The organism is Novosphingobium guangzhouense (genome assembly GCF_002896965.1).
Taxonomy (GTDB): Bacteria; Pseudomonadota; Alphaproteobacteria; order Sphingomonadales; family Sphingomonadaceae; genus Novosphingobium; species Novosphingobium guangzhouense.
This window is the reverse complement of the sequence record NZ_LYMM01000025.1, coordinates 24365-48833: the sequence shown is the minus strand read 5'-3', so window position 1 is coordinate 48833 and position 24469 is coordinate 24365. Positions and strand designations below refer to the sequence as shown.

The window sequence follows — 24469 nt, the reverse complement described above, 5'->3', positions numbered from 1 at the left end:
TTTGGGTGTGATCCTGCGGGGGGTCGCTTCGCGGGAGCTATTGCCTTCTTACGATGGGGCCGCGGATGCGTCGTCAGTTCGACGTTACACATACATCTCTGGCACACTGGCACGCGGCCCTTTGTCGCGCTTACGCGTTTTCGAGTTGCCGTTGCCCGCCGCGGCTTGTGTTCAATGGGGATTCTCATCTTCGATCATTCGGCACGCTTTTCGTGGGTCAGGTAGCAGCATCGACATCAAATGCGGACGACGTGGTGCTGGACCGCAGGAATGCACACATCCTGTCCGATAAGCGCGACGAGTACACCATCTTCTTCGTATCCCGCGGGCGAATGGCCTTCGAGCAGATGGGGCGGCAGGCGACGGTTTTGGCAGGACAGTTCATCCTGGCGGATCATGGCAGACCCTGGCGTTTTGCGATGAGCGGGGACTATGCAGCGGCCACCATGGTAATTCCGCGCGCGTTGCTCGACGCCCGGTTCGAGGACATCAGGCGCGCGCTTGTACAGCCGATAACCGCAGACACGGGGCTGGGCAGGATCGTGTGCGCCTATCTTTCAGGGATGGCCGATCTTACCGCCATGACGGAAATTGCCGGACGTGAGGTTTTGGCAAGCTCGGCGCTCGATGTGATAGCGACAACCTTCGAGCAGCATGTCGGCGCAATGGGCAACCTGTCAGCGCAGGAAAGCAAGTTGCGCATGGTGAAACAATATCTCCGCCGCAATCTGGACAATCCGGACTTGAGCGTGACGGTGATATCGGACGAACAGGGCGTCACGCCGCGAACCTTGAACCGCCTGTTCGCCCGCGACGGGACCACGCCGATCAAGTGGCTATGGGAGCAGCGACTGCGCGCAAGTCATTGCGCACTGCTGGAATCGCGGGTGCAGAACGTGACGCAGGCGGCTTTTGAATTTGGCTTCAGCGATGTTTCGCACTTCAGTCGGGCATTCAAGAAGGCGTTCGGGGTTTCGCCGCGCGAGGTTCTCTATCGCGGCTGCTGAGGCGATCGGACGGAGGAGAAAGGCCACGCCCTGAATGTCGAGGCGTGCTTTGGGCGGCCGTGTTGACAGGCATACGCTCGCTCCATAAGGGCGAATGATAATCGTTCGCAATTATTTCGCGGCTTGTAATCATGAGTTCCACGATTCGTGCCAGGTATCCGGTCCATAAGTGGACCAGCTTTGCCTGCACGGTTTTTCCGCCGATGCTCTGTTTTAGCGGGCTGCCGCTCATCTTTCATGATGAGATCGACCGTGTAAGCGGCGGCGCGCCCGATCTGGGGCTTGCGGGTGTCGGTTCGTCCTGGACTGCTGCCGCCTGATGAGATGATGCGGCGGGCACTGGCCGGGCGTCCCGGAGAAGTGCCACCGTTCCTGAACGTTCGCGCACGACGACAATGGTGCGCATAAAGGGGATCTGATTTCGTGACAAAATACCGCTACCGCCCGGCCGTGACCTTGATGGCCGGTGTTGCTGCCGCATCCGTTGTCATGGCGTTTCCGGCATCGGCTCAGGAAGCCGGCTACAAGCCAGGCGAAGATACGATCATCGTCACGGCCCAGCGCGAGAACCAGACCGGTGTCACCCATGGCGGCAAGATCGGCGTGCTTGGTGACAAGGCGGCCGAAGACGTGCCTTTCGCGGTCAAGAGCTACAATGGCGCGCTGATCCTGAATCAGCAGCCGCAGACGCTGGGGCAGGTGCTGGACAACGACCCATCGGTCCGCACCAGTTACGGCTATGGCAATGCCGCAGAGCAGTTCGTCATTCGCGGTTTCGCGCTGGCGGGCGACGATATCGGTTTCGACGGGCTTTACGGTATCACGCCGCGCCAGCTGATCGCGCCTGAGCTGTACGATTCGGTGCAGGTGCTCAACGGGTCCAGCGCGTTCCTGAACGGCGCGGCACCGGGTGGAACCGGGATCGGCGGCAGCGTCAATCTCATTCCCAAGCGTGCCGGGGACAAGCCGCTGACACGCCTGACTGCCAATTACACGTCGAGCGCGCATTTCGGCGGCAGCTTCGATTTCGCACGCCGTTTTGGTTCGGGCGGCGAATGGGGCGTACGGATCAATGGTGCGGCGCGTCGCGGCGATGTCGGCATCGATGACGAGTTCCGCAGCGCTTACCTGCTTGGCGGCGCGATCGACTATGATAGCGGGCCGCTGCGGGTCTCGCTTGACCTTGCCTATCAGAAGGTGCGCGTAAACCAGTTGCGCCCCAAGTTGACGTTGCCCGCGACCATCGCCGAAATTCCGAAGGTGCCCAAGGCGGACGCGAATTATGGGCAGCCCTATTACTTCACCAGTCTGCGTGACGTTTACGGGCAATTCCGTGCCGAATACGACTTGTCCGATAACGCCATGGTCTACGCTGCATTCGGTGCGCGCGATGGTTCGGAAGACGGCTTCTACAGCACGCTGACGTTGCTGAACGCGACCACCGGCGACGCTTCCGTATCCGGTTCGCGCATCCCGCGCACCGACAACAACGAGGCGCTTCAGGCGGGCCTGCGCGTTAAGCTGGCCGCAGGCGGCGTCAGCCACGAATTCAACGTGGGCGGTTCGATGAACTGGCTGGTCAACCGCAATGCCTACGAATTTTACGCAATCTCCAGCGGGACCAACAACATCTACGATCCCGTGGTCGTGCCGCAGCCCAGCACCGTGACTCTGACCGGAGGCGACATGGATGATCCCTTCCCGATTTCGCGCACGCGCCTGACCAGCGCTTTCGCATCGGACACCATCGGGGTATGGGATGATCGTATCCTTCTGACGGCGGGCCTGCGTCTTCAGCAGATCGAAGTGAAGTCCTATTCCAACAAGACCGCGCTCCAGACTGGCGAATACAGCAAGGACGCGGTGACGCCGGTGGTCGGCCTTGTGGTAAAACCGGTCAGCGGTGTGTCCTTCTACGCCAACCGCATCGAAGCGCTGGTGCAGGGTGCCACGGCCCCGGCGGCAAGCGGCGGCTACAACATCGTCAACGTCGGCGAGGTGCTGGCCCCCTACAAGTCGCGGCAGTATGAAGTCGGCGGCAAGCTGACGCTGGACAAGGTGACGGCAAGCCTGTCGTTCTTTACCACGGAGCGTGCGACGCAGATCCTCGTGCCGGTGGCGACCCCAGCCAATTCCGCCCGCTTCGAGGCTTCCGGGCGGCAACGCAACCGGGGAATCGAACTGAGCATCCAGGCAGAGCCGATCGATGGCCTGAGGATCATCACCGGCGGGTCGGTCATCGATGCCCGTCTGCGGCGGCAGACCAATGGCCTGAACGAAGGGAACAAGGTGGCAGGTGTTCCCGAATACCTGATCAACGCTAACGTGGAATGGGACGTGCCCTTCATCCCGGCGCTGACGCTGACGGGCCGGGTGGTGCATACCGGAGAGCAGCCGGCCAATAACGCCAACACGCTGGAACTGCCCAACTGGACCCGCGTGGATCTTGGTGCGCGATACGTCGCGCTGGTGGCGGACCGGCCGATGACGCTGCGCTTCGGCGTCGATAACGTGGCAAACCGGCGCTACTGGGCATCGGCGTTCGACAACTCGCGCCCCGATCTGTTGCAGGGCGCCCCGCGCACCTTCAAGCTTTCCGCGTCGATAGACCTGTAAGGCGCGGCGCCACGGGCCGGCATTTGGCGATGTCGGCCTGCCTGCGCGGGGGAGGGCGCAGACAGAATGGTTGCCACAGCCCCATCCGACTGGCTAATCCGCCGTGATGAACGACCGTTCGCATATCGGCCGCTGAGCCATGTTGCGCCCCTGGCAGATCAGCCTTAGCCAGCGTATCGACGCCGCTCGCCCAGAGCCCGTCTACATGCAGATCATCCAGGCGGTGATCCGCGATATTGAAAGCGGGCGCCTCACTTCGGGCAGCTATCTGCCGAGCAGCCGTGATCTTGCCTCAGGGCTGGGGGTCAACCGCAAGACGGTTGTGCTCGCCTACGAAGACCTCATCGCGCAGGGCTGGCTGTCTTCAGCAGGAACGCGCGGCACAATGGTTTCCACCGCGCTTCCCGATCCTGCGGGAGCTGCCGCACCCGAAGGCAGGGAAGACTCCGGTCAGGCGGAGTATCGCTTCATTCCCGGCCCCGAGCACCCTCTGGCGCTGCCGGAGGGGCCGGGGCTCAAGCTTGACGAGGGGGCTCCGGACGGCCGGCTGTTCCCGGTGGAGTTGCTGTCCCGCGCCTATCGCGGCGCCGCCCAGCGGCTCACGCGCGCCAATGGCCTGCAATACGGCGACCCGCGCGGCGCGCCCGCCTTGCGCGAAAGCGTTGCCGCGATGCTCAAGAGCCAGCGGGGTCTGCCGGTGACCGCGCAGAACATCTGCATCACGCGCGGCAGCCAGAACAGCATATTTCTGGCCGCCAGCCTGCTGATCCGCCCCGGCGACGCCGTGATCGTCGAGGAACTGACCTACGAACCTGCCGTGGCCGCCTTCGCCGCGCGTGGGGCGAAGATCATCCCTGTCGGTCTCGACCATGACGGGATCTGCCTTGAGGACGTGGAAGCGGCCTGCCGTCGCAATCGGGTGGCCGCCGTATTCGTTACCCCGCACCACCAGTTCCCCACCACCGTTGCACTGCGGCCCGAACGGCGCCTGCGCCTGCTGGACCTTGCGCGCCAGTTCGGCTTCGCGGTGATAGAGGACGATTACGATCACGAATTCCATTTCGCATCGCAGCCGCTGTTGCCGATGGCTGCCTATGCGCCGGGGCGGGTGATCTACGCCGGATCGCTATCCAAGCTGCTGCTGCCGGCCCTGCGCATCGGCTATATCGCGGCCCCGGTGGATGTGATCGAGGCGCTGGCGCACAACGTCTCGCTGGTGGATGGCATGGGCAACACGATCACTGAACATGCCGCTGCCGAACTGATCGAAAGCGGGGAACTGAGCCGCCATGCCCGCAAGGTGCGGCAGATATACGCCCGGCGGCGCACCGCCTTCGCGCAGGCGCTGGACGCCACGCTGGGGGATCGGGTGCGATACGAAATGCCGCCCGGCGGGCTGGCCTTCTGGCTGCGCTTCGCATCGGACGAACTGCTTGACCGGATCGAGAATGGAGCAGCCGGGGCGGGCCTGCGGTTTGCCTCGTCGCGCTCGTTCCAGACCCGTGCGGGCGCGCCGCGGGGGCTGCGGATCGGCTTTGCCAGCCTTGACGAACACGAAGCCCGCAGCGCCCTGAAGGCGCTGCGGTCGCTGATGGATTAGGGTCGGATCAGGCCGGGGCGTGGCTCTGGCTTAGGGGGCGGCGTTGGCTTCGCGCATCGCTGCCGTCAGCCGTGCATCGGGATGCCCGGCTAGGATCTGCGCGAGGCTTTCGGGGCGTTCGTCCTGTCCCAGCTTGAACGTGGCGTCGCAGGACAGCACTTTGGCCCGGAAGGCGATGATGTGGCGGCTCATCGGTTCGTAGCGTTCGCCCATCCGGTCCACGGTCCAGCGATCGGGCCGATCGCCTTCCATGTGCGCGATCAGGCGGTCCAGCGCTGCTTCGTTTTCTTCGGGCGCGAAAGTCAGTTCCACCTCGAAGCGGGCGACGGCGTAGTTCCATGTCGGCGCCCATTGCGGCTGAGTGACGAGTTCGGGGGAGACGTAGCCTTCCGCCCCCTGGAACAGCACCAGCGCGCGGGGCTGTGCGCGCAGAGCCTCGACTTGCGGGTTGCGCAGCGCGAAGTGCCCGACGAGCGCGGCAACGGTGCCGTTTTCATCAAGGTCGGCGACCAGCGGCAGCGGCGTTGCGTGGAACGAAGGCCCGGCCGATACGACCCACGCCAGCGGATGGCGCGCGACGAGGTCCGCCACTTCGGCGGGGTTGCGCGGCGACCAGATGCTCATGCCGATGCCGCCGTGAAGCGCTCTCGCCCGCCTACGAACGTGCGCAGCACTTCGACCTTGGGCAGCTTCTCCGGGTCGATGGCGGTGGGGTCACTGTCAAGCACGGCGATGTCGGCAAGGAAGCCGGGTGCGATGCGGCCCAGCCGATCTTCCTGGAAACCGGCATAGGCGTTAGCGACGGTGTAGGCGTGGAGCGATTGTTCCACCGTGACCTTCTGGTCGGGCAGCCAGCCTTGCGGGTTTGCGCCGTCGATCGTTTCGCGCATGACGGCAGCGTAGATGCCCTCCATCGCGCTCAGCGGGGCAACCGGCCAGTCCGATCCGAACGTCACCGTCGCACCGCTGCGGATCAGCGAACCGAAGGCGTAAGTGCCGTTGAGGCGCTTTTCGCCGATGCGCTTCACTGCCCAGCGGCCGTCGTCGACGGCGTGATACGGCTGCACCGATGCGATCACGTTCTGCTTCGCGAAGCGCAGGATCGTGGCGGGCGCGATGTGCTGCGCATGTTCCACACGGAAGCGGCGATCGCGCTTGCCGTGAAGCTTTTCAACTTCGGCGTAGAGATCGAGGATATCGTCGTTCGCCTCGTCCCCGATGGCGTGGACGGTGATGTGCAGACCGGCACGGTCGGCGGCGATCACCTTTTCGCGCAGTTCGGCCAGCGGCATCACGCGCACGCCGCGCGTGTGCGGATCGTCGGTGTAGGGATCGTGGAACAGCGCCGTGCGCGCGCCGAGCGAGCCGTCGACCAGCGCCTTGACCCCGCCCCAGCGCAGCCAGTCGTCTCCGCGCCCTTCGGCCTTGATCAGCGCGGCCAGCTTTTCCCAGTCACGCAGAGGCACGAAGTTGTAGAAGCGCATATCCGTTTCGCCCTTGGCGCGCAGGCGGCGCAGGCCGTCGAAGCAGTCCCAGTCGAACGGATCGGGCACGTGAACCTGTGCGAAGCCGTGCTTCAGGCCATGGGCAATGCCGCCGCGCAGCGAGGTTTCGAGCTGTGCCGGCGTCAGCGGCGGGATGACCCGGTTGATGAGTTCCTTGGCGTTGTCCTTGACCACGCCGGTCGGCTCGCCCTTGTCGTCGCGCACGATCACGCCGCCCTCCGGGTCGGGCGTGTCGCGGGTGATGCCTGCCAGTTTCAGCGCCACGGAGTTGCACAGGTAGCTGTGCAGGTCGGTGCGCGGAACCGCGATCGGCGTGTTCGGGCTGACCGCATCGATCCATTCGCGAGTCGGCAACTGGCCGCCAAGGCGCTGCTCGTCCCATGATCCGCCCAGCAGCCACTGGTCGGGCGCGGCCTTCACGGCGGTGGCGATCCGGCCGACGAACTCTGCGCGGTCCTTGACGCTGAGGAGGTCGGGGCGGGTGAGGGCGTTGGAGCCCATCAGGAAGTGGGTGTGGTTGTCGGTGAAGGCCGGTAGGGCGAAAGCGCCCTTGAGGTCCACCACCCGCGTGGAACGTGCCGTGCGCGCCCGGACGGCGTCCGCGCCGACTGCGACGATGCGGTCCCCGGCGATGCCGATCGCGTCGGAGCGGCCGCCTGCACCCGTCCAGACGGGGCCATTGACGAGCGCAATATCAAGCGGTGCAGAAGCCGCAAAGGCATGGCGGGCAAAGGCGGCCGCGCCCAGCAGCGCCGCACCCGAACCTAGAAATTGACGACGATCGAACATGACGCTCCCCTTGGCTCTGGCCGTTCACGATGCCCCCTTCGCCTGCACGCCCGGCCCCGCCAACATCCAATAACACACAGGGCCAAGGGACCAACGCGCCTCTTGGTCCCCTTGATCGAATAGATGCATTGGTCCCCTCGACTTCCTGAAAGTGGATGTTCCGCTGGCCCGGCGCATGCGCTTCACCGCATTTCAGCCGCGGGGCCCGATCTCGCAGCATTGTCAGATCGCTCCCGAGGGCGACCGCGAACAGGGATACATTGATGGAACAGCTTCTCCGCGCACGCCGCCGGTCGATCCTGGCAGGCACTGCGCTTATTGCACTGAGCATTTCGGCCAATCCGGCGCTTGCCCAGACCGCTCCGCAGTCTGACGAAGACCGCGCTGCTGCCGCACAGGGCGACATCGTCGTAACCGGTTCGCGCATCGACCGTCCCGGCTACGAATCGCCCACGCCGCTGCTTCACATGTCGCAGGAAGACCTGCAGGTCGTCAGCCGCACCAACATCGGCGCCGCGCTGGCCGACCTGCCGCAGTTCAAGGCCTCGCAGTCGCCGCAGACCTCGGGCACCAACGCGCAGGCGGGGCGCTTCCCGGTCAACATTCGCGGCCTTGGCGAGACGCGCTCGCTGGTTCTGGTCGACGGGCGCCGACTGGTCAGTGACAACGATCTCAACACTGTGCCCTCGATCATGGTCAAGAGCGTGGACATCGTCACCGGCGGTGCATCGGCGGCATGGGGTTCGGACGCAGTCGCGGGCGTGGTCAACATGATCATCGACAGCAATTACGAAGGCGTGCGCCTTGGCGCGGAAGGCGGCCTGTCGTCGCGCGGGGACGCCGGACAGGTCAAGTTCGAGGGCAAGTTCGGCACCAGCTTTGCCGATGGTCGCGGGCATTTCGTGATCGGCGGCGAATACCTCGACAACAAGGGCATCCCCCGCAAGACCGACCGCAAGAACACCGGCCGCTTCGCGATCATCGCCAACACGCTGACCCCGAATGTCGGTTCGTCCACGCGCCTGGTGGGCGGCTATGTCACGTCGGGGCCGGAGGGGCTTGTCGGCATGGGCTTCAACCCGGACGGCAGCCTGCGCACGCCTGACATGGGGCCGATCACCGGCAACAACATGGTCGGCGGCGAAAGCACTTCGGACGATGATCGCAGCCCGCTGATCACGCCGCAGCAGCGTTATACCGCGCTGGCCAAGGCGTCCTACGAACTGACCGACACGCTCAAGCTGAGCGCAGACCTGCGCTATTCGCGGTACTACAACAATTACACCTGGTTCGGCGATCACACCAGCAGCGTGACGATCCAGGCGGACAACGCCTTCCTGAGCGACGATGTGCGGCAGATCCTTGCGGGTGCCAACGCCGAGAGCTTCACGATGGCACGTTACAATGCGGACCTTTCGTATAGCTCGATCAAGCTTGACCGCCGCAGTATCCAGGGCACGCTGGCCCTTGACGGCAGCTTCGGCGGAGGGCGCTGGCGCTACACGGGCTATTACAGCCACGGCGAATATCGCAACAAGATGGAAACCCCCGGCTTCCTGATCGCAAGCAACTTCGCCAATGCGGTGGACGCGGTGATCGATCCGGCGACGGGCGAGGCGGTGTGCCGTTCGGGTGCCGCAGGCTGCGTGCCGCTCAACCTCTTCGGTGAAGGCGCGCCTTCGCAGGAAGCGATCGATTACGTCACCGGCACCCCGCGTTCCAACAGCGTGAACAAGCTCGACACTTATGGTGTCTCGCTGCGCGGCGAGCCGTTCGACCTGCCTGCAGGCCCGGTTTCGATCGCGATCGGTGCGGAAGGCCGCAATCTGGAAACCAGCTCGACGATCGGCGAACTGGACGCTGCCCGTGCCTATTCCACGTTCTACTTCACGTCGCTGAACGGCAAGTATGACGTGAAGGAAGCCTTCGCCGAAGTGGTGGTGCCGGTGGTTCGCGATGTGCCGCTGCTGCGCAAACTGGAACTGAACGGCGCGGTTCGCGTGTCGGACTACAGCACGACCGGCAGCGTCTGGTCGTGGAAGCTGGGCGCCACGAACGAGTTCCTGCCCGGCGTAATCGGCCGCGTCACCCGTTCGCGCGATATCCGCGCAGCCAACATCAGCGAACTCTATTCCAACCGCACAGTCAGTTATGTGGGCGTGATCGATCCGCAGTACGAGGATGACGGCAGCCGCAGCGTGCTGGTCTATGGCGGCGGCAATGCCTCGCTCCGCCCGGAAAAGGCTGACACCTGGACGGCGGGTATCACGGCCGCTCCGCTGCGCGGCCTGACCGCTTCGATCGATTACTTCAACATCTCGATCAAGGATGTCATCACCAGCATCGGTGCGCAGGTTCTGGTGGACCGCTGTGAAGGCGGTAATGCCAGCCTGTGCGACTATATCTCGCGCGGAAGCGACGGCAGAATCGTCAGCGTGGCATCGTCGTCGGTCAACCTGTCCGAGTTCAAGACGGACGGTATCGACGCCGAAGTGGCCTATACGATGCCCGTCAACAATTCCGCCAATGGCCGTGTCACCTTCCGCCTTGTCGGCACCTGGGTGAACCGCTTCACGACCGACGACGGCGTAAACAAGATCGATTACGTGAAGTCGCAAGGCTATGCCTTCGTGAACGGCGTGCCGCGCATCCGCGCCAACGCCTCCGTCGGCTATGCCAGCGACGGTTTCAGCGGTCTGGTGCGCGCGCGCTACACCTCTTCGGGCCTGTGGGACGGCACGCGTCCGACGATCACCAATGGCCGCATCCCGGCCTATACCTATATCGACCTGCAGCTCAGCCAGAAGGTGCCGTTCGGTGACGGAAAGCACTTCGAGATCTACGGCAACGTGTCGAACCTGTTCGACAAGAATCCGCCGCTCTACTCGAACTTCTCGCCGTACTACGATGTCATTGGTCGCTATATGACCGTGGGTGCGCGTCTGGAATTCTGACGCGGGCGCCCGGAGGGCACACAGAAAAGGCGGCGGGTTTCGTACCCGTCGCTTTTTTCATGAGTAAGTCTGGCCGGTGCCGTCAAGAAAATGCCCTGTCAGGGCATTTTCCATACCAGGCGCGTCAGTATTCGAATGAGGCGGCGTCGCCCTGCTTTTCCTCAAATGCGGCCGCCGTGCTGATCGCGCGGGCGACCTCGTGCTTCGACATGCCTTCGAACCACTGGGCATCGCGCTTCTGCACCCGAGGCCACTGTTCGTTCAGCGTGGCGGCTTCGTAAAGACGGCCGTTCTGCATCACCAGTGACAGCGAGCGGGTGTTGCGGATGTCCGCCAGCGGATCACGGTCCATCACCAGAAGGTCGGCCAGCTTGCCCGGTTCGATCGAACCGAGGTCAAGCGCGCGGCCGATGACTTGCGCCGAACCGATCGTCGCCGCTTGCAGGATCTGTGCGGCACTGGCGCCGCCCGAAGCCATCGCTTCCAGTTCCCAGTGATAGGACAGGCCCTGCACGACGCTGTGCGAGCCCACGCCCAGCAGGCCACCGGCCTTGCCAACGTCGCTCGCCTGCTTGGCGAACAGCGCGAAGCCTTGCCCGTCGGCGCGGTTCCACTGCGCGGAATCGCGCTTGGCAGCAAAGGCGAATTCGGGGACGAAGCGGCTCAGCTTACCGTCGAAATCCTCCTGATGGCCCGCCGTCATCGCCCCCAGCGGACCCGGCGCGCCATAGAGCACCAGCATCGTCGGCACCGTCGATATGCGGGAACGGACCAGCATCTGCTTGAGGTCATCGTGGATCGGCGCGATCGGCAGGCTATGCTCATTCCCGGCATAGCCGTCGAGCATCTGGGTCAGGTCCAGCCGGTAGTCGCTGGCGCCTTCGGTCGTCGGCATCAGGCCCAGCGCCTGCGCGCCCTGGATAAGATAGCGCCGCTCTGCGCGGTCGCCGACCATGTACTCCTTGATGTTGGGGGTGCGGTAGTAATCCGAATAGCGGCGCAGCGTGGCGATCGCTTCTTCGCGGCTTCCCATCGGACTGTTGCGGAACACTCCCTCGCCGGTGGAGAACGCGCGCTCGCCTACCATCAGCCCGGCATCGATCATGTCGGCATAGCCGAACACGTCCGGGTCGAACGTCTGAACGTCCAGCCCGGCGGTCACTCCGTAGGCAAGGTTGGCGGAGAAATCCCAGTGCCCGATGTCAAGGATGCGGCGGCGCGTCTCGAACCAGTGGGCGTGGGCGTCGATGAAGCCGGGCAGGATGAACTTGCCGGTCATGTCGCGCACCTGAGTGCCGTTAGGTGCCTTTATGGTGCCTCTTGGTCCCACACCGGCGATGCGATTATCGATGATCAAAACGTCCGCATCGTCAATGACCTGATCGCCCTTCATGGTGATCACCCGGCCGCCGCGCAGCAGCAGGCTGCCCTTGGGAACGTCGCGCGGAAGGACGACGTCCATCGCGATTCCGCCCGCCCGCTGCTCTATCGCGGCAGGCGAGCCATCGTGTGCAGCTGCCACCGGCAACTGCCGCACCGTGGCGCCGACCGACCACAGCAGAGAACGCATGTCAGGCGCCCAGTCCATGTAATCAGCACCGATCGCAGTGATCCGCTGCGCACCTGCAGCCGGGTCGGTAACGGTGACAGTCGGCGCCGCGCCGTCCTTGGCTTCGGGCACCGGCACCAGGTAAAGCTGCGAGGCAAGCCGGACCAGCGCGGTGCGTCCATCGGCGCTCAACTGCGCGTTTTTGAGCGGGGCGGGAGTGTCGAAATACTGGCTGTCGGGCCGGGCGATCAGCTTGACCAGATGCTTCGCCGGTTCGTCCGCATCGGCTGAATGGGACGATATCCAGCCATCGGCGTAATAGCGCACGCGCGCCGGATCAGGATCGCGCCGCAAGTCCATCGCCGCGCCGACATCGCCCAGTCTTTGCATCGTCCCGCCGTCCACGGGAACACGAACCAGCGTCGACGGCATCGGCCCAAGGCTCTCTGCCGAACGATAGAGCCGGTCATGCTGACTGGCGGAGAAGGCCACCACGTCTTTTCCGCCGCCAAGGAACAGCGGTTCGGAATAGAATGCTGCCTGCGTCGTGATCCGGCGCGGCGCGGTCTTGCCGTCTGCCGCCGCGACCCACACATGGCCGCCTTCCTTCGCCGTCCAGGTGACATAGGTGATGAAGCGCCCGTCGTCCGACCAGCTCGGCTGCCAGGCTGCGCCCGGCACGTCCAGGCGGCGGGGCTTGGCGCCTTTGCGGTTGGCGGCCACATAGATGCGGCCTACGGCGCCGAAAACCACCTGCTTTCCGTCCCGTGACAGGCGCGGGGTCTGGATTACGCGGACGTGAACCGGGCCGGTATCGACCCGGTGCTGGCGGCGCAGCGGCAGTGGCATCTCGTGGCGCACATGTGCTTCGAACGGGATGTCGGTGATCGCGCCGTCCGCCACGGCGATGCGCTTTAGCCCGCCGCCAAGGCCAAGGTAGATGCTGCGGTCGTCGGCGGAAAATACCATGCGCGGCATCAGATCGACGTAATATCCGCCCGACTGCCCATCCGGATCGAGCGGGGCATGGAGCAGGCGATCGGTGCCGTCTGCCAGATCGTGCAGGCGCAGCACAGTGCGCTCATTCTCGCGCGTTACGTAAGCCAACCGGCGGCCATCGTGTGAAAGCACCGGACGCATGCCGCCGCCGGGCGTGGTGATTACGGAGTGCTGCGTCCGGGTGGCAAGGTCGAAGCGCGCGATCGTCCAGTGGGGCAGGGCGCCGCTGGTCCATGTCGTCCCCGCCTTGGTGGCGTAGTACAGGCTCTTGCCGTCGGGAGAGGCGACTACGCCCATCGCGTTGCGGCGCTGCGGATGCGGATCGTCGCCGTTCGGCTGGGCCTTTACCAGCACGTCAGCCTTGCCGTTTTCGACGTCGAAAGACCACAGTTCGAAGGCCAGCACGCCCCAGATCATGCGCGAAACGTAAAGGGTGCGGCCATCCGGCGACCAGGCCGGCGATCCATAGTGCGGTGCGCCGCTTGCTTCCTGAGAGACGCGGCGCGCATTGCTGCCGTCCGCATCGGCGATCCACAGGTTCTCGCGGCCGTCGCGATCGCTTACGAAGGCAATGCGGCGGCCATCGGGGGAAAACACAGGTTGCGTGTCGAACGCGGCGCCGGTCATCACCGGGCGGGCCGTGCCGCCTGTTGGCGCAAGAGCATAGATATCACCCAGCAGGTCGAACAGGATCGTCTTCCCGTCGGGTGAGACATCGAGCGCGGGCCAGGTGACTTCCTGCGTATCGTATTCGATGACCCGCCCCGACAGTGCGGGTAGCGTTTCTGCCCATGCCGAAGGTGCCACGGCCATCGCCGCGCATGCCAGAACCGCCGAACCTGCCAGCCATTTGCTCACTGCATCACCTTTTTGCGATTATTCATGGCGACAGTGCATCGCCGGTTGCCCTGCTTTGCGAAACATCCAGTTTCCGCAGGGGCATGGGTCCACTGCGCGGATGACCGTGCTGGGGCGGTCAGACTGTGCTCAGCAGCAGGCTGGTTTCGCTGTTCAGCACGCCGTCGATCATGCGTACCTGCCGTAGCACGCGGTCGAATTCGGAGAGATTGCCGGTGCGAATGTCCGCCACCAGATCCCAGTTGCCGTTGGTGGTGTGAAGGGTCTGGATTTCCACCATGCCGCGAAGTTTCTGGATGACCTGAGTGGTAGATTTGCCGGTGATCTCGATCATCATCACCGCGCGCACGGAAAGGTCTTCGTAATCGTCCCTGACGCGGACAGTGAAGCCGAGCAACGTCCCGGTATCGATGAGACGGTCCAGTCTGCTCTGCACAGTGCCGCGCGCCACCCCAAGGGCGTCCGCGAGCTTGGACAGCGACGCACGGCCATCTGCCCTAAGGTGGCCGATGATCCGGCGGTCGAGATCATCGGGCATGAATTTCGCTGCGGATGGCACGGATCGGCTGCCCCTGATTGTGCAAATTGAATGGTGGAGGCGTAAAAATTGCTCAATGTTGACCTGATTGCAAGGCGGTCTTGCAATTTTCACCAACAGGTCGACCTTCTAGGATCGCGGTGCTCATTCATCAGAGGACACGAAAATCATGGCGCCGCCGCCTTCACCGCTTGCCTTCATCCCCTTCGTCAGCGTCGAGAACATGATGCGGCTTGTCCATCATTTCGGCATCGAAGCCGTGCTGCGTGAACTGACCGATGCGATCGAGGCGGATTATCTGCGCTGGTCCCGCTTCGAGAAAGCGCCGCGCCTGGCGTCGCATTCGCAGGAAGGCGTGATCGAACTGATGCCGACTTCGGACGGGGACGCCTATGCTTTCAAGTACGTCAACGGCCACCCCAGCAACACCGCCAAGGGGCTGCAGACCGTTGCCGCATTCGGGCTGCTGGCGCGCGTGGACACCGGCTATCCGCTGCTGCTGACGGAAATGACGCTGCTGACGGCGCTGCGTACTGCTGCCACCTCGGCGATGGTAGCACGTCGCCTTGCGGCCGCAGATGCGCGGGTCATGGCGATGATCGGGAACGGTGCGCAGGCGGAATTCCAGGCGATCGCGATGAAGGCGATCGTCGGCATCGAGGAAGTGCGCCTTTACGATATCGACCCGGCGGCGACCCGCAAGGCCGCGCGCAATCTGGAAGGCTCAGGGATCAAGGTAGTGGCGTGCGAAACGTCGCAGGACGCGATCGAAGGCGCGCAGATCATCACCACCTGCACCGCGGACAAGGCCTATGCCACGATCCTGTCGGACAACATGGTCGGGTCCGGCATCCATATCAATGCGATCGGCGGCGATTGTCCGGGCAAGACTGAACTGCACCGCGACATTCTGGACCGGGCGACGACCTTCGTTGAATTCGAGCCGCAGACCCGTATCGAAGGCGAAATCCAGCAGATGGACGCCTCGTACCCGGTCACCGAATTCTGGAAGGTATTGAGCGGCGAGGTCGAAGGGCGCACCGATCCGCGCCAGATCACGCTGTTCGATAGCGTCGGTTTCGCGATCGAGGATTTTTCGGCCTTGCGCTACCTGCTTGGCAAGCTGGAAGGCACCGAATTCTTCCAGCAGCTGGACATCATCGCCGATCCCGATGACCCGCGCGACCTGTTCGGCATGCTGCAGCGCGCCGCCTGAACGGTTTTTGCGCCAGCCTGACGGCAGATGAAGCGGCGCGGGAGTGGTCCCGCGCCGCAAGTCATATTGGCCCTTTACCATCGTGCGGGCGCAGTGAAGAAGCGCCCCCGCATCCCAAGCTGGAGACAATGACGATGGGCGACCCCACCCTTGACCGCATGACCACAAGCCGCAGGACGGTGCTTGCCGCCGCATCCGCCGCGCTGGGCGCTGTCGCCACGCCGGCTCTGGCGCGGACTGCCGCTCAGCGGGGGACCGGCGGGCCGGGGAGCGCCATCGTCATGATGAACGCCACGGACCTTTCGACCGCGATCCACCGGCGCGACTTGTCCAGCCGTGAAGTGATGGCCGCCCACCTGGCCCAGATCGATCGGTTCAACCCGCGCTTCAATGCCATCGTTTCGCGCGTGGACGGCGATGCGCTGCTCCGCCAGGCCGCCGCTATGGACGAGGACGCGGCGGCGGGCCGTTTCCACGGGCCGCTCCACGGTTTCCCTCATGCAGTGAAGGACACAGCCCCGGTCAAGGGCATCGCCAGCACGCAAGGATCGCCGATCCTGCGCAACAATATCCCGACCGCCGACAGCCTTGTCGTGTCGCGCATGCGCAATGCGGGCGCGATCTTCGTCGGCAAGAGCAACGTGCCTGAATTCGCGCTGGGATCGCACAGCTACAATCCCGTTTTCGGCACGACCCACAATGCCTACGCTCACGGCCGTTCCGCAGGTGGCAGCACGGGTGGCGGCGCAGTGGCGCTGGCGCTGCGCATGGTGCCGGTGGCGGATGGCAGCGACTTTGGCGGCTCGCTTCGCAATCCTCCGGGTTGGAACAACGTGTTCGGCCTGCGCCCGTCTTTCGGCCGGGTGCCTTCGGTGCCCAATACCGACATGTTCTGGCAGAACTTCGCCACATCCGGGCCGCTCGGCCGCACCGTGGCGGATCTGGCGATGCTGCTGTCCGTGCAGGCGGGAGAGGACGCGCGTTCGCCGTTCTCTCTGGGGGATGATCCTGCGATGTTCGCCGGTTCGCTGGAGAAGGATCTGAAAGGCGTGCGGATCGGCTGGCTGGGCGATCTGGGCGGCGCCTTGCCGATGGAACCGGGCGTCATGGAAACCTGCGCGAAGGCGCTCAAGGCGTTCGAGGCAGCCGGAATGCACGTGGCAGAGGCCACGCTGGCGGAACCGGCATCGGAGATGTGGCGAACGGCAGTGGCGCTGCGCCAGTGGTCTGTCGGAGCCGATCTTCAGGGCTTCTACAACGATCCCGCCAAACGCGCTCTGATGAAGCCAGAGGCAATCTGGGAGGTCGAAGGCGGCATGAAGCTGACCGGGCCGCAACTGGCTGCCGCGTCGGAGGGTCGCACCCGGATCTACAAGGCGTTCTCTGCAGCCTTCGAGCAGTTCGACTTCCTTGTCCTGCCGAGCGCACAGGTCTTCCCGTTCGACGTGAGCGAACACTGGCCGACCGAGATCGCGGGCAAGGCGATGGACAGCTATCACCGCTGGATGGAAGTAACCCTGCCGGCGACGATGGCGGGCCTTCCCGCGCTGGCCGTGCCCGCGGGCTTCGGCGGCGCGCGCAAGCTGCCCATCGGCCTTCAGATCATCGGTAAGCGCCATGCTGACCTTGCGGTGCTGCAGGTTGGCCATGCCTACGAAAAGGCGTCTCCGTGGATCGCCGCAAGCCTGCCCGGCGTACTGAACGGCGTCGGGTAAACGCTTTTGCGCTGACTAGCGTGGCCGGGATGATCGGGTTCCGGTTACGCTATGCCGTTGAAAACACTACGTCTGGGTATAGAGGAATGACGTGGCATCGACGGGCAGCTATTTTGAGCGTTTCGTCAATCTGACTGGGCAATATGCTTAAAATCATGCTGATTTCAGCATGATTTTGGCATTTCGACGTTCACGGCTGAATCTTATGTTCAGTGTTGCGTTCCAAGAGGCAACACATGACAGTTCCTATCCCCCTGCTCCGGCTGATTTTTGCCGCTAAGGTGCGCAGCTGCGCACGACCGGGCACAGAACCGTCAGGATCGCCGTGCTCAGGATGGGAATTTTTCGGTTTCAGCAAGCGTTGACGTGCCTGCTGCATGACCAGAAACTATCAGATCGCTTTCGGCGGCCGGATCAATCCGTCGCTGCCGACGCCCGCTTATTTGCAGGTGACCGGAGCGATCATCCGCGACATTGAAAATGGGCGCCTTGCCCATGGTACGTTTCTGCCGAGCAGCCGCAAGCTTGCGGTTCAGCTCAAGCTAAATCGCAAGACAATCGTGCTTGCCTATGAAGAACTGATTTCACAGGGCTGGCTTGAGGCGGCAGGCACGCGCGGCACGATGGTCGCGGCGGATGCCCCTCTTCCGCGTGCCGGTGGCGGCGGGCGCACCTCGACGCGCAACGTGCTGCGCAATGAAAAGCCAAAGCCGCGCTATCGTGTCCTGCCGACACCCGAACATGAGATCGACCTGCCAGGCCACGGTATGGCCCGCGTTGACGACGGCGAGCCTGATGGCCGGCTTTTTCCGGCTGCCCTGATGGCGCAAGCTTACCGCAACGCGTTGAACCGCGCCGTATCTGAACGCTCCCACAGGGCGATGGGTTGGTCCGGTACCGATGGCCTGAGGTCGGCCATTTGCGACATGCTGCGTCATCAGCGCGGTCTTTTGTGTGCTCCGGACGACATATTGACGACGCGTGGCCGCCAGAGCGGCCTTTTCATGACCGCTCAGGCACTGCTGCGTCCCGGAGATATCGTTCTGGTCGAGGAACTGACGTATCAGCCTGCGGTCGCTGCGTTTGGCATGATCGGGGCGCGCGTGATCCCGGTCCGCTCCGAAGGCGGGGCGATCGATCTGGACGAAGTGGAGCGGATATGCAGGCGCCACCAGGTTCGCGCCATTTACGTGACGCCTCACTGTCAGTTTCCGACCACCACGCAAATGGGACCGGAGCAAAGGCTGGGGCTGCTCAACTTGGCGGCCCAGTTCGGCTATGCCATCATCGAAGACGATTACGGCAGCGACTTCAATTTCGTTTCGCAGCCGATGCTGCCGATGGCTGCCTACGCGCCGGAGCATGTCGTTTACCTGGGCTCTTTGTCGACAGTGCTGTCTCCGGCGCTTCGCATCGGATACATACATGCTCCCCAGGCGATGACCCGGGCGCTGGGCTACTATTGTGCCCACGTAGACGTGATGGGCAATCGGTTCACTGAAGATGCGGCTGCTGAACTGATCGGCAACGGGGCTTTCTGGCGCCACGTGAACAAGGTGCATAAGACTTACGCGGAACGTCGTATGCACACTGCCGATGTGCTTCGCGCGCGCCTTGCCGACCGGGTCGCGTTTGATCTGCCTGACAGTGGCCTTGCGCTATGGCTGCAGTTCCCGGAAGTGTCCCCACAAACTCTGAATGCCGAGACCGCGCGGTCGGGGCTTGGCCTGCCGTCTGTCCATGTTTCCTCGCTGGCCAGGAATGGTCCGTGGGGTGTGCGTTTCGGTTTCGGCAATCTGGATGGCGATGAAGCAGGGCGCGCAGCAGATTTGCTGGCCAGAGCTTTGGCCAGAGCTTTGGCCAGCGCTCTGGATCGCGGTGGTGATCCGCTGCAGATGTGACCCTAGGGCGTGTCCGGTTTGGAGCCCGCCTTGCCCGACACTTCAGCGATGAGCGCCCAGCCCATCAGAGAAACATCTGTTTCGGCTGCAATTCTGCAACCGTTCCACGCCAATCTTTGCCAGATTCCGTGATCCGTGCCGGATATCACAGGGATGTTGGCTTGTGTCCCGACCTTCAGCCGATCTGACCACCTTCCGCCGAAATTTCGTTCGGCAGGTCATCGGTCCCATGGCAGTGCTGGCGCTTTCCATCGTGGCGGCAACGGCGGGGGGGCTCCATTGGGCCACCCGAACCAGCGATTCCGTGGCGTTGCAACGGCAGACAAGGCTCGCCCGGCTGGCGCTTTCGGGCAGCGCTGACCAGATTGCCTACGAACAACAGGGAATCGCCACATGGGGGCAACTGATCCAGCAACTTGCCCGGAGGCAGCCGGATACGCCATGGCTGGACCGCGAAGTCGGCGGGTGGCTGAGCACCATGTTCCACCATGACATGACGTTCATTCTCAGCCCCGACGGCAAGCCGATTTTCGCATTCGTGGAGGGACGTCCCGCGCCGCCATCAAGCTACCGGATGATTGCAAACGATCTGGCGCCGTTCGTTGCGGTGGTTGGCGGGCGGCGGGCTCTGGCGGGAAAGGTCGATTATGGACTTGCTCCGCGTCGCCAGTCCACCGTGCTTACGCAGGCCAGCACGGTCTACGCCAGCGATGCCACACTGGTGGCCCAGCGTCCGGCCGCCGCCAGCGTGATGCGCATTTCAACCGGCGCAGCAGACGGAAGCAAGAGCCTGCCGCTTCTGGTCAGTGTGCGCTTTTTCGATGCCCGGTATCTCAAGGAGCTTTCGGCCTGGAACATGCTCAAGGGTCTTCGCTTCTCGCAAGATCCTGCTGCCAGACCGGGGGAGGCAGGGGTCGAATTCTGGGACGAGATGAATGAACGGATCGGCTTCTTCTTCTGGAAACCTGAATTGCCCGGAAGCCGGATCGGTCGTCTGCTCGGGCCGTTTGCGGCGATGCTCATCCTGGTCATGTTCACCGCGATGGGCGCGCTTGTGAGGTCGCTGTGGCATTCCGGCAGACAGCTCACCGGGGCAGTGCTCGACCTTCAGGCCAGCGAGGCGCAGGCGCAGCATCTGGCCTTTCATGATGTTCTGACGGGACTTCCCAATCGCGCGTTGTTCTATGACCGGCTGGAACAGGCCCTTGCACGTGCGCGGCGGGGGGAGCGTTGCGCCGTACTGGTGCTGGATCTCGATCGCTTCAAGCAGGTCAACGACACTCTGGGGCACGCAGCAGGAGACGTGCTGATCCGTGAATTCGCGGTGCGGCTGTCGGACACGGTGCGGGCGATGGACACGGTGGCGCGGATCGGAGGCGACGAGTTCTGCATTTTGGCATGCGATATTGCGGACGATGTGGACATTACGGTGCTGTGCGATCGCATACTCTCCGTAGTCGATCAGCCGTTCGCTCTGCTGGGTAGCCAGGTCTTCGTCGGCGTGACGATCGGCGTCGCGATCGCACCCGATGCAGGGACCGACCGCGGCGAACTTGTGCGCAAGGCGGACATTGCGCTTTACAAGGCGAAGCACGACGGGCGCGGGCGTTTTCAGCTGTTCGCACCGTTCATGGACGAAACAGTCAAGCTGCGCGGCCAGATCGAGGACGAACTGCGCCATGCGCTCTCCGATGGGCAGGGGCTTTCGGTTCACTACCAACCCGAAGTGGATGCGCAGAGCGGCAAGGTGATCGGGCTGGAGGCGCTTGTTCGCTGGAACCACCCCGTTCGCGGGCCACTGGCGCCAGGTGAATTCATTCCGATCGCGGAGGAAAGCGGCCTGATCGTGCCGCTGGGCGAATGGGTTCTGGCACAGGCGTGCCGGATGGCGGTTCGGCTTCCGGACCTTTTCGTGGCGGTCAATGTTTCGGCGGTACAGCTTCGGACGGGAAATTTCGTGGAGCGGGTCGTGGGTATCGTCACAGCCGCTGGCTGCCGGCCGGGGCTCATCGAATTGGAGATTACCGAAAGCGTGTTGCTGGACGAGGAATCTGCTGCGGCAGCAACCCTGCACCGATTGCGCGACCTGGGCTTTCGCGTGGCACTCGATGATTTCGGCACGGGCTATTCCAGCCTCAGCTACCTGCGGCAGTTCAAGGTGGACAAGATCAAGATCGACCGGTCGTTCATCAACAATCTGGGCAGCGATGCCGAAGCTGCCGCGATCGTGACTTCGGTGGTGACGCTGGGCCACGCGATGGGGCTGACCGTCACCGCCGAAGGCGTGGAAAACCGCGAGCAGATGGATCGCCTGTCTGATGCGGGCTGCAACGAGCTTCAGGGCTATTTCTTCACACGGGCGCTGCCCGAAGACGCCGTGGTCGCCTTCATTGCGAAGCAGACGAACTTCAGGAACGTCGCCTGATGGCTCAGGCCGCACCCTCGATATCCGGCGGCGGCAGCGTGGTGGTCATAACCTGCATACGCATCGTGCCTTTGAGCCCCTCTTCCGCGTAATCGATGCCCATCCCGGATTGCTTGATGAGCGGGAAGGGGACCACAGCATCGAAGGCCGCATGGCGGTTGATTGCGGCCGAGCCCACCGCGATCCTTGCGGCGATGGCTTCGCCATGGTCGAGATCCGCAGTCCAGATCGACCCGGTAAGCCCGTAAGGGCCAGCGTTGATCCGGGAAATAACGGTGTCCACGTCATCGTAACTGACGATGGGGATCACGGGGCCGAACTGCTCTTCGTCCACCAACCGATGGCCGTCCGTCAGTTGTGTGAAGACCGTGGGCTGCATGAAGTAGCCCGGACGGTCCAGTGTCGCGCCTCCAGCAACGGCGCACCCGCCGACAGCCTTTGCGTCGGCCACGAAGGCACGGACCTTGTCGAACTGCGCCCGGTTCTGGATCGGCCCCATCGTCACACCCGGCTCGAAGCCGTTGCCGAGTACGAAGCCGTTCGCCAGCGCTGCAAGTTTTCCAGCAACTTCGTCGACCATGGAAGCTGGTGCATAGATGCGCTTCACGGCCGCGCAGAACTGCCCGTTATTATGAAATCCGGTCCCGGCGGCGGCTGCGACCAGCGCATCGGCCGATCCATCGGGCAGCAGGATGGCCGCATCGTTGCCGCCAAGCTCCAACGTCATCGGGCGCAGGAACTGCGCGGAGGCGCGGGCGATGGCCAGCCCCGTGGCGGTGGACCCGGTGAAGGATATCTTGTCGAAGCCCGGATGCGCGGCCATTGCGGCGCCTGTCTCTCGCCCGCCGCCGACGACGTTGAAGACGCCTGCAGGAAACAGGTCCAGACCAAGCCGGCCGATTTCCAGAGTGCTGAGCGGGGTAAGCTCCGATGGCTTGAGGACGATCGTGTTACCGCAGATCAGCGCGGTAACGACCTTCATCATGCCTAGCAGTAGCGGCCCGTTCCACGGCGCGATGGCGGCGATAACGCCAAGTGGGTGCCAGCGCTCCGTCACGCGGCGGTCCTGCGCGTCGATCAGGATACGATCGGCGATCCGGTATCGGGCCATGGCCCGGATGCGACGCGCGGCCACGCTGACGTAGAGCAGCGACTGGCTGAACGGCATCCCCTGTTCCATTGTGTGGAGCGTGGCGAGCCAGTCGGTTTGCGCGTCGATCGCATCGGCCAGCTGTTCAAGGCACTGAGCCCGGGCGTCCCAGCCAAGGGCGGCCCATCCGGGCTGGGCCTTGCGTGCGGCGCCCACCGCGCGGTCCAGTTCGTCGGCGGTGGCAACGGGGTAGAGCTCGAATGCCTCGGCGGTGGACGGGTCGATGACCTCTTCAAATGCCGCGCCGGTCAGTTCTCCGTCGATGGCGTGAAGGATGCGCCGGGTGCGCGCCTGATCGATATGGGGCGTCACGGGTTGAAGTCCTTTGTTGCCGGGTGGGTGCGGATCGCGGCCCTGCGAGCCAGTTCCGCGCATGCGGCCGCCAGCACCAGCACCGGCAACCCGACCATCGCGAAGGCATCGCCGATCCGGGTGGGGTCCTTGAGCAGCTGTTCGGTGACCAGCGCGAACAGTAGCGGCCCTCCGGCGCCCGCAGGCAGCGCGACGACCACCGCGAGCAGCGAGAAGCCGAAGCCGCGCATGTCGTTGGGCAGGAAATCCTGCAGCGTGGCGTTCATGGCGACGTTGAACATCGGCGTTGCCATGCTCATGGTGGCTAGCGCGATGAGCGCGACATCGATGCCCGGTGCCAGCCGGACCAGCACGCTTGGCATGGCCAGGAACGGCAGGAAGACAAGGAAAAGGATCTTGCCGCCGGGCTTTCGGCCGATACGGGAATCCGATACCAAGCCGCCCAGCAAGTAACCCGCGACGCCCGCAATCAGGGCGGTCAGGCCCATGCGCCCAGAGAAGCTGGGCAGGTCGGCGCGGAAGGTGCGCATCAGGAACACGGTGGTCCAGGATGTGACACCTACGAACGCCACGTAATAGAGCGTGAAGGCGCTGTAGAGCGGCACGATCACGGCACGTTGCAACCACAACTGGCCGATCTTTTCGCGCAGTGGCGGTTGCACGCCCGGCGTCCAGCGGGATTGCCGTCGGGCCGGTTCTTTGGTGGTAAGCAGCAGCAGGCCGACCAGCGGACCGGCCGCCCCGCAGATGAGGAAGGCGCTGCGCCACGGTTCCACGGTGCCGAACAACGGCAGGGTGATGTGCAGTTCGCCGCCGACGATCCAGCCGGGAATGACGGCGGACAGCGCGGTGCCCATGGTGGCGCCGATGAAGTAGCCGCTCAGCGCTCGGCCGCGCTGGTGGGGCGGGAAGATATCGGCGATGACCGAAAGCGAAGCAGGCGCAAGGCCCGCCTCGCCAAGACCCACCAGCGCGCGGAATACAAAGAAAGACTTGAAACCCGGCGCCAGCCCGCCCACCATCGTCGCCAGGCTCCACAGGATGATGCTGAAGGCCAGGATGCGGCGGCGTGAATGGTGATCGGCGAAGTTGCCCAGCACAAGGCCAAGGACCACGCTGAGTGCGGTATAGGCGAAGCCCAGCAGGAGCCCCATCTCGACGTCGCCGATATGCAGCGATGATCGGATGGGCTCTGCCAGGACGCCGACGATGGCCTTGTCGATGCTGTAGAGGTTGGCGGCAAGGAACAGCAGGATGAGCATCCACCAGGACTTGCGCAGGCCCGGATACGCGTCTGCCCGGTCATCGTGCCCGGTTGCCGGCGGTGCGGTCATG

The 24469-nt window shown here is 64.0% G+C and carries 15 protein-coding genes; 9 read left to right on the top strand and 6 right to left on the bottom strand.

Features of this window, described 5'->3' with window-relative positions:
* Nucleotides 1-53 precede the first annotated feature (53 nt).
* The 4 genes from A8V01_RS07400 to pdxR all read left to right on the top strand — a co-directional run bounded on the left by A8V01_RS07400 (nt 54) and on the right by pdxR (nt 5223).
* Nucleotides 54-1007 (top strand): helix-turn-helix domain-containing protein, encoded by a 954-nt coding sequence (locus A8V01_RS07400; RefSeq protein WP_103095289.1) that lies wholly within the window; start codon nt 54-56, stop codon nt 1005-1007.
* Nucleotides 1008-1138: 131 nt separating this feature from the next.
* Nucleotides 1139-1327: a hypothetical protein gene (locus A8V01_RS28525; RefSeq protein WP_170065864.1), complete on the top strand. Its 189-nt coding sequence runs from the start codon at nt 1139-1141 to the stop codon at nt 1325-1327.
* Nucleotides 1328-1430: 103 nt separating this feature from the next.
* Complete coding sequence (locus tag A8V01_RS07395) at nt 1431-3623, top strand: TonB-dependent receptor (RefSeq protein WP_342747355.1); 2193 nt, start codon at nt 1431-1433, stop codon at nt 3621-3623.
* Nucleotides 3624-3762: 139 nt separating this feature from the next.
* On the top strand, nt 3763-5223 hold the full coding sequence (gene pdxR / locus A8V01_RS07390; protein ID WP_103095288.1) for a MocR-like pyridoxine biosynthesis transcription factor PdxR: 1461 nt from the start codon (nt 3763-3765) through the stop codon (nt 5221-5223).
* A gap of 30 nt (nt 5224-5253) precedes the next feature.
* On the opposite strand, the gene A8V01_RS07385 is transcribed toward pdxR, so the two are convergent.
* Nucleotides 5254-5847, bottom strand: a complete 594-nt coding sequence (locus A8V01_RS07385; protein ID WP_103095287.1) for an FMN-binding negative transcriptional regulator — start codon at nt 5845-5847, stop codon at nt 5254-5256.
* The gene (locus tag A8V01_RS07380) at nt 5844-7517 is read right to left on the bottom strand and encodes an amidohydrolase (RefSeq protein WP_103095286.1); all 1674 of its coding nucleotides are present in this window, start codon (nt 7515-7517) and stop codon (nt 5844-5846) included. The genes A8V01_RS07385 and A8V01_RS07380 overlap by 4 nt, the downstream gene beginning before the upstream one ends.
* A gap of 263 nt (nt 7518-7780) precedes the next feature.
* On the opposite strand from A8V01_RS07380, the gene A8V01_RS07375 reads away from it, so the two are divergent.
* Nucleotides 7781-10471: a TonB-dependent receptor plug domain-containing protein gene (locus A8V01_RS07375; RefSeq protein ID WP_103095285.1), complete on the top strand. Its 2691-nt coding sequence runs from the start codon at nt 7781-7783 to the stop codon at nt 10469-10471.
* Between the two features lie 124 nt (nt 10472-10595).
* On the opposite strand, the gene A8V01_RS07370 is transcribed toward A8V01_RS07375, so the two are convergent.
* Nucleotides 10596-13877: an amidohydrolase family protein gene (locus A8V01_RS07370; RefSeq protein ID WP_103095284.1), complete on the bottom strand. Its 3282-nt coding sequence runs from the start codon at nt 13875-13877 to the stop codon at nt 10596-10598.
* A gap of 118 nt (nt 13878-13995) precedes the next feature.
* A complete protein-coding gene (locus A8V01_RS07365) occupies nt 13996-14415 on the bottom strand; it encodes an Lrp/AsnC family transcriptional regulator (RefSeq protein WP_103095283.1) in 420 nt (139 codons plus the stop codon).
* A gap of 169 nt (nt 14416-14584) precedes the next feature.
* On the opposite strand from A8V01_RS07365, the gene A8V01_RS07360 reads away from it, so the two are divergent.
* The 4 genes from A8V01_RS07360 to A8V01_RS07345 all read left to right on the top strand — a co-directional run bounded on the left by A8V01_RS07360 (nt 14585) and on the right by A8V01_RS07345 (nt 21672).
* Entirely contained in the window at nt 14585-15631 is a 1047-nt protein-coding gene (locus A8V01_RS07360; protein WP_211294976.1) for an ornithine cyclodeaminase, read from the top strand.
* A gap of 134 nt (nt 15632-15765) precedes the next feature.
* Entirely contained in the window at nt 15766-17346 is a 1581-nt protein-coding gene (locus A8V01_RS07355; protein WP_103095337.1) for an amidase, read from the top strand.
* Between the two features lie 377 nt (nt 17347-17723).
* On the top strand, nt 17724-19247 hold the full coding sequence (locus A8V01_RS07350; protein ID WP_103095281.1) for an aminotransferase-like domain-containing protein: 1524 nt from the start codon (nt 17724-17726) through the stop codon (nt 19245-19247).
* 163 nt (nt 19248-19410) lie between these two features.
* On the top strand, nt 19411-21672 hold the full coding sequence (locus A8V01_RS07345) for a putative bifunctional diguanylate cyclase/phosphodiesterase (RefSeq protein ID WP_146037219.1): 2262 nt from the start codon (nt 19411-19413) through the stop codon (nt 21670-21672).
* Nucleotides 21673-21676: 4 nt separating this feature from the next.
* On the opposite strand, the gene A8V01_RS07340 is transcribed toward A8V01_RS07345, so the two are convergent.
* Entirely contained in the window at nt 21677-23134 is a 1458-nt protein-coding gene (locus A8V01_RS07340) for an aldehyde dehydrogenase family protein (RefSeq protein WP_170065863.1), read from the bottom strand.
* Nucleotides 23131-24468, bottom strand: a complete 1338-nt coding sequence (locus tag A8V01_RS07335; RefSeq protein WP_170065862.1) for an MFS transporter — start codon at nt 24466-24468, stop codon at nt 23131-23133. Before A8V01_RS07335 ends, A8V01_RS07340 begins: the two co-directional genes overlap by 4 nt.
* Nucleotide 24469: the final 1 nt, after the last annotated feature.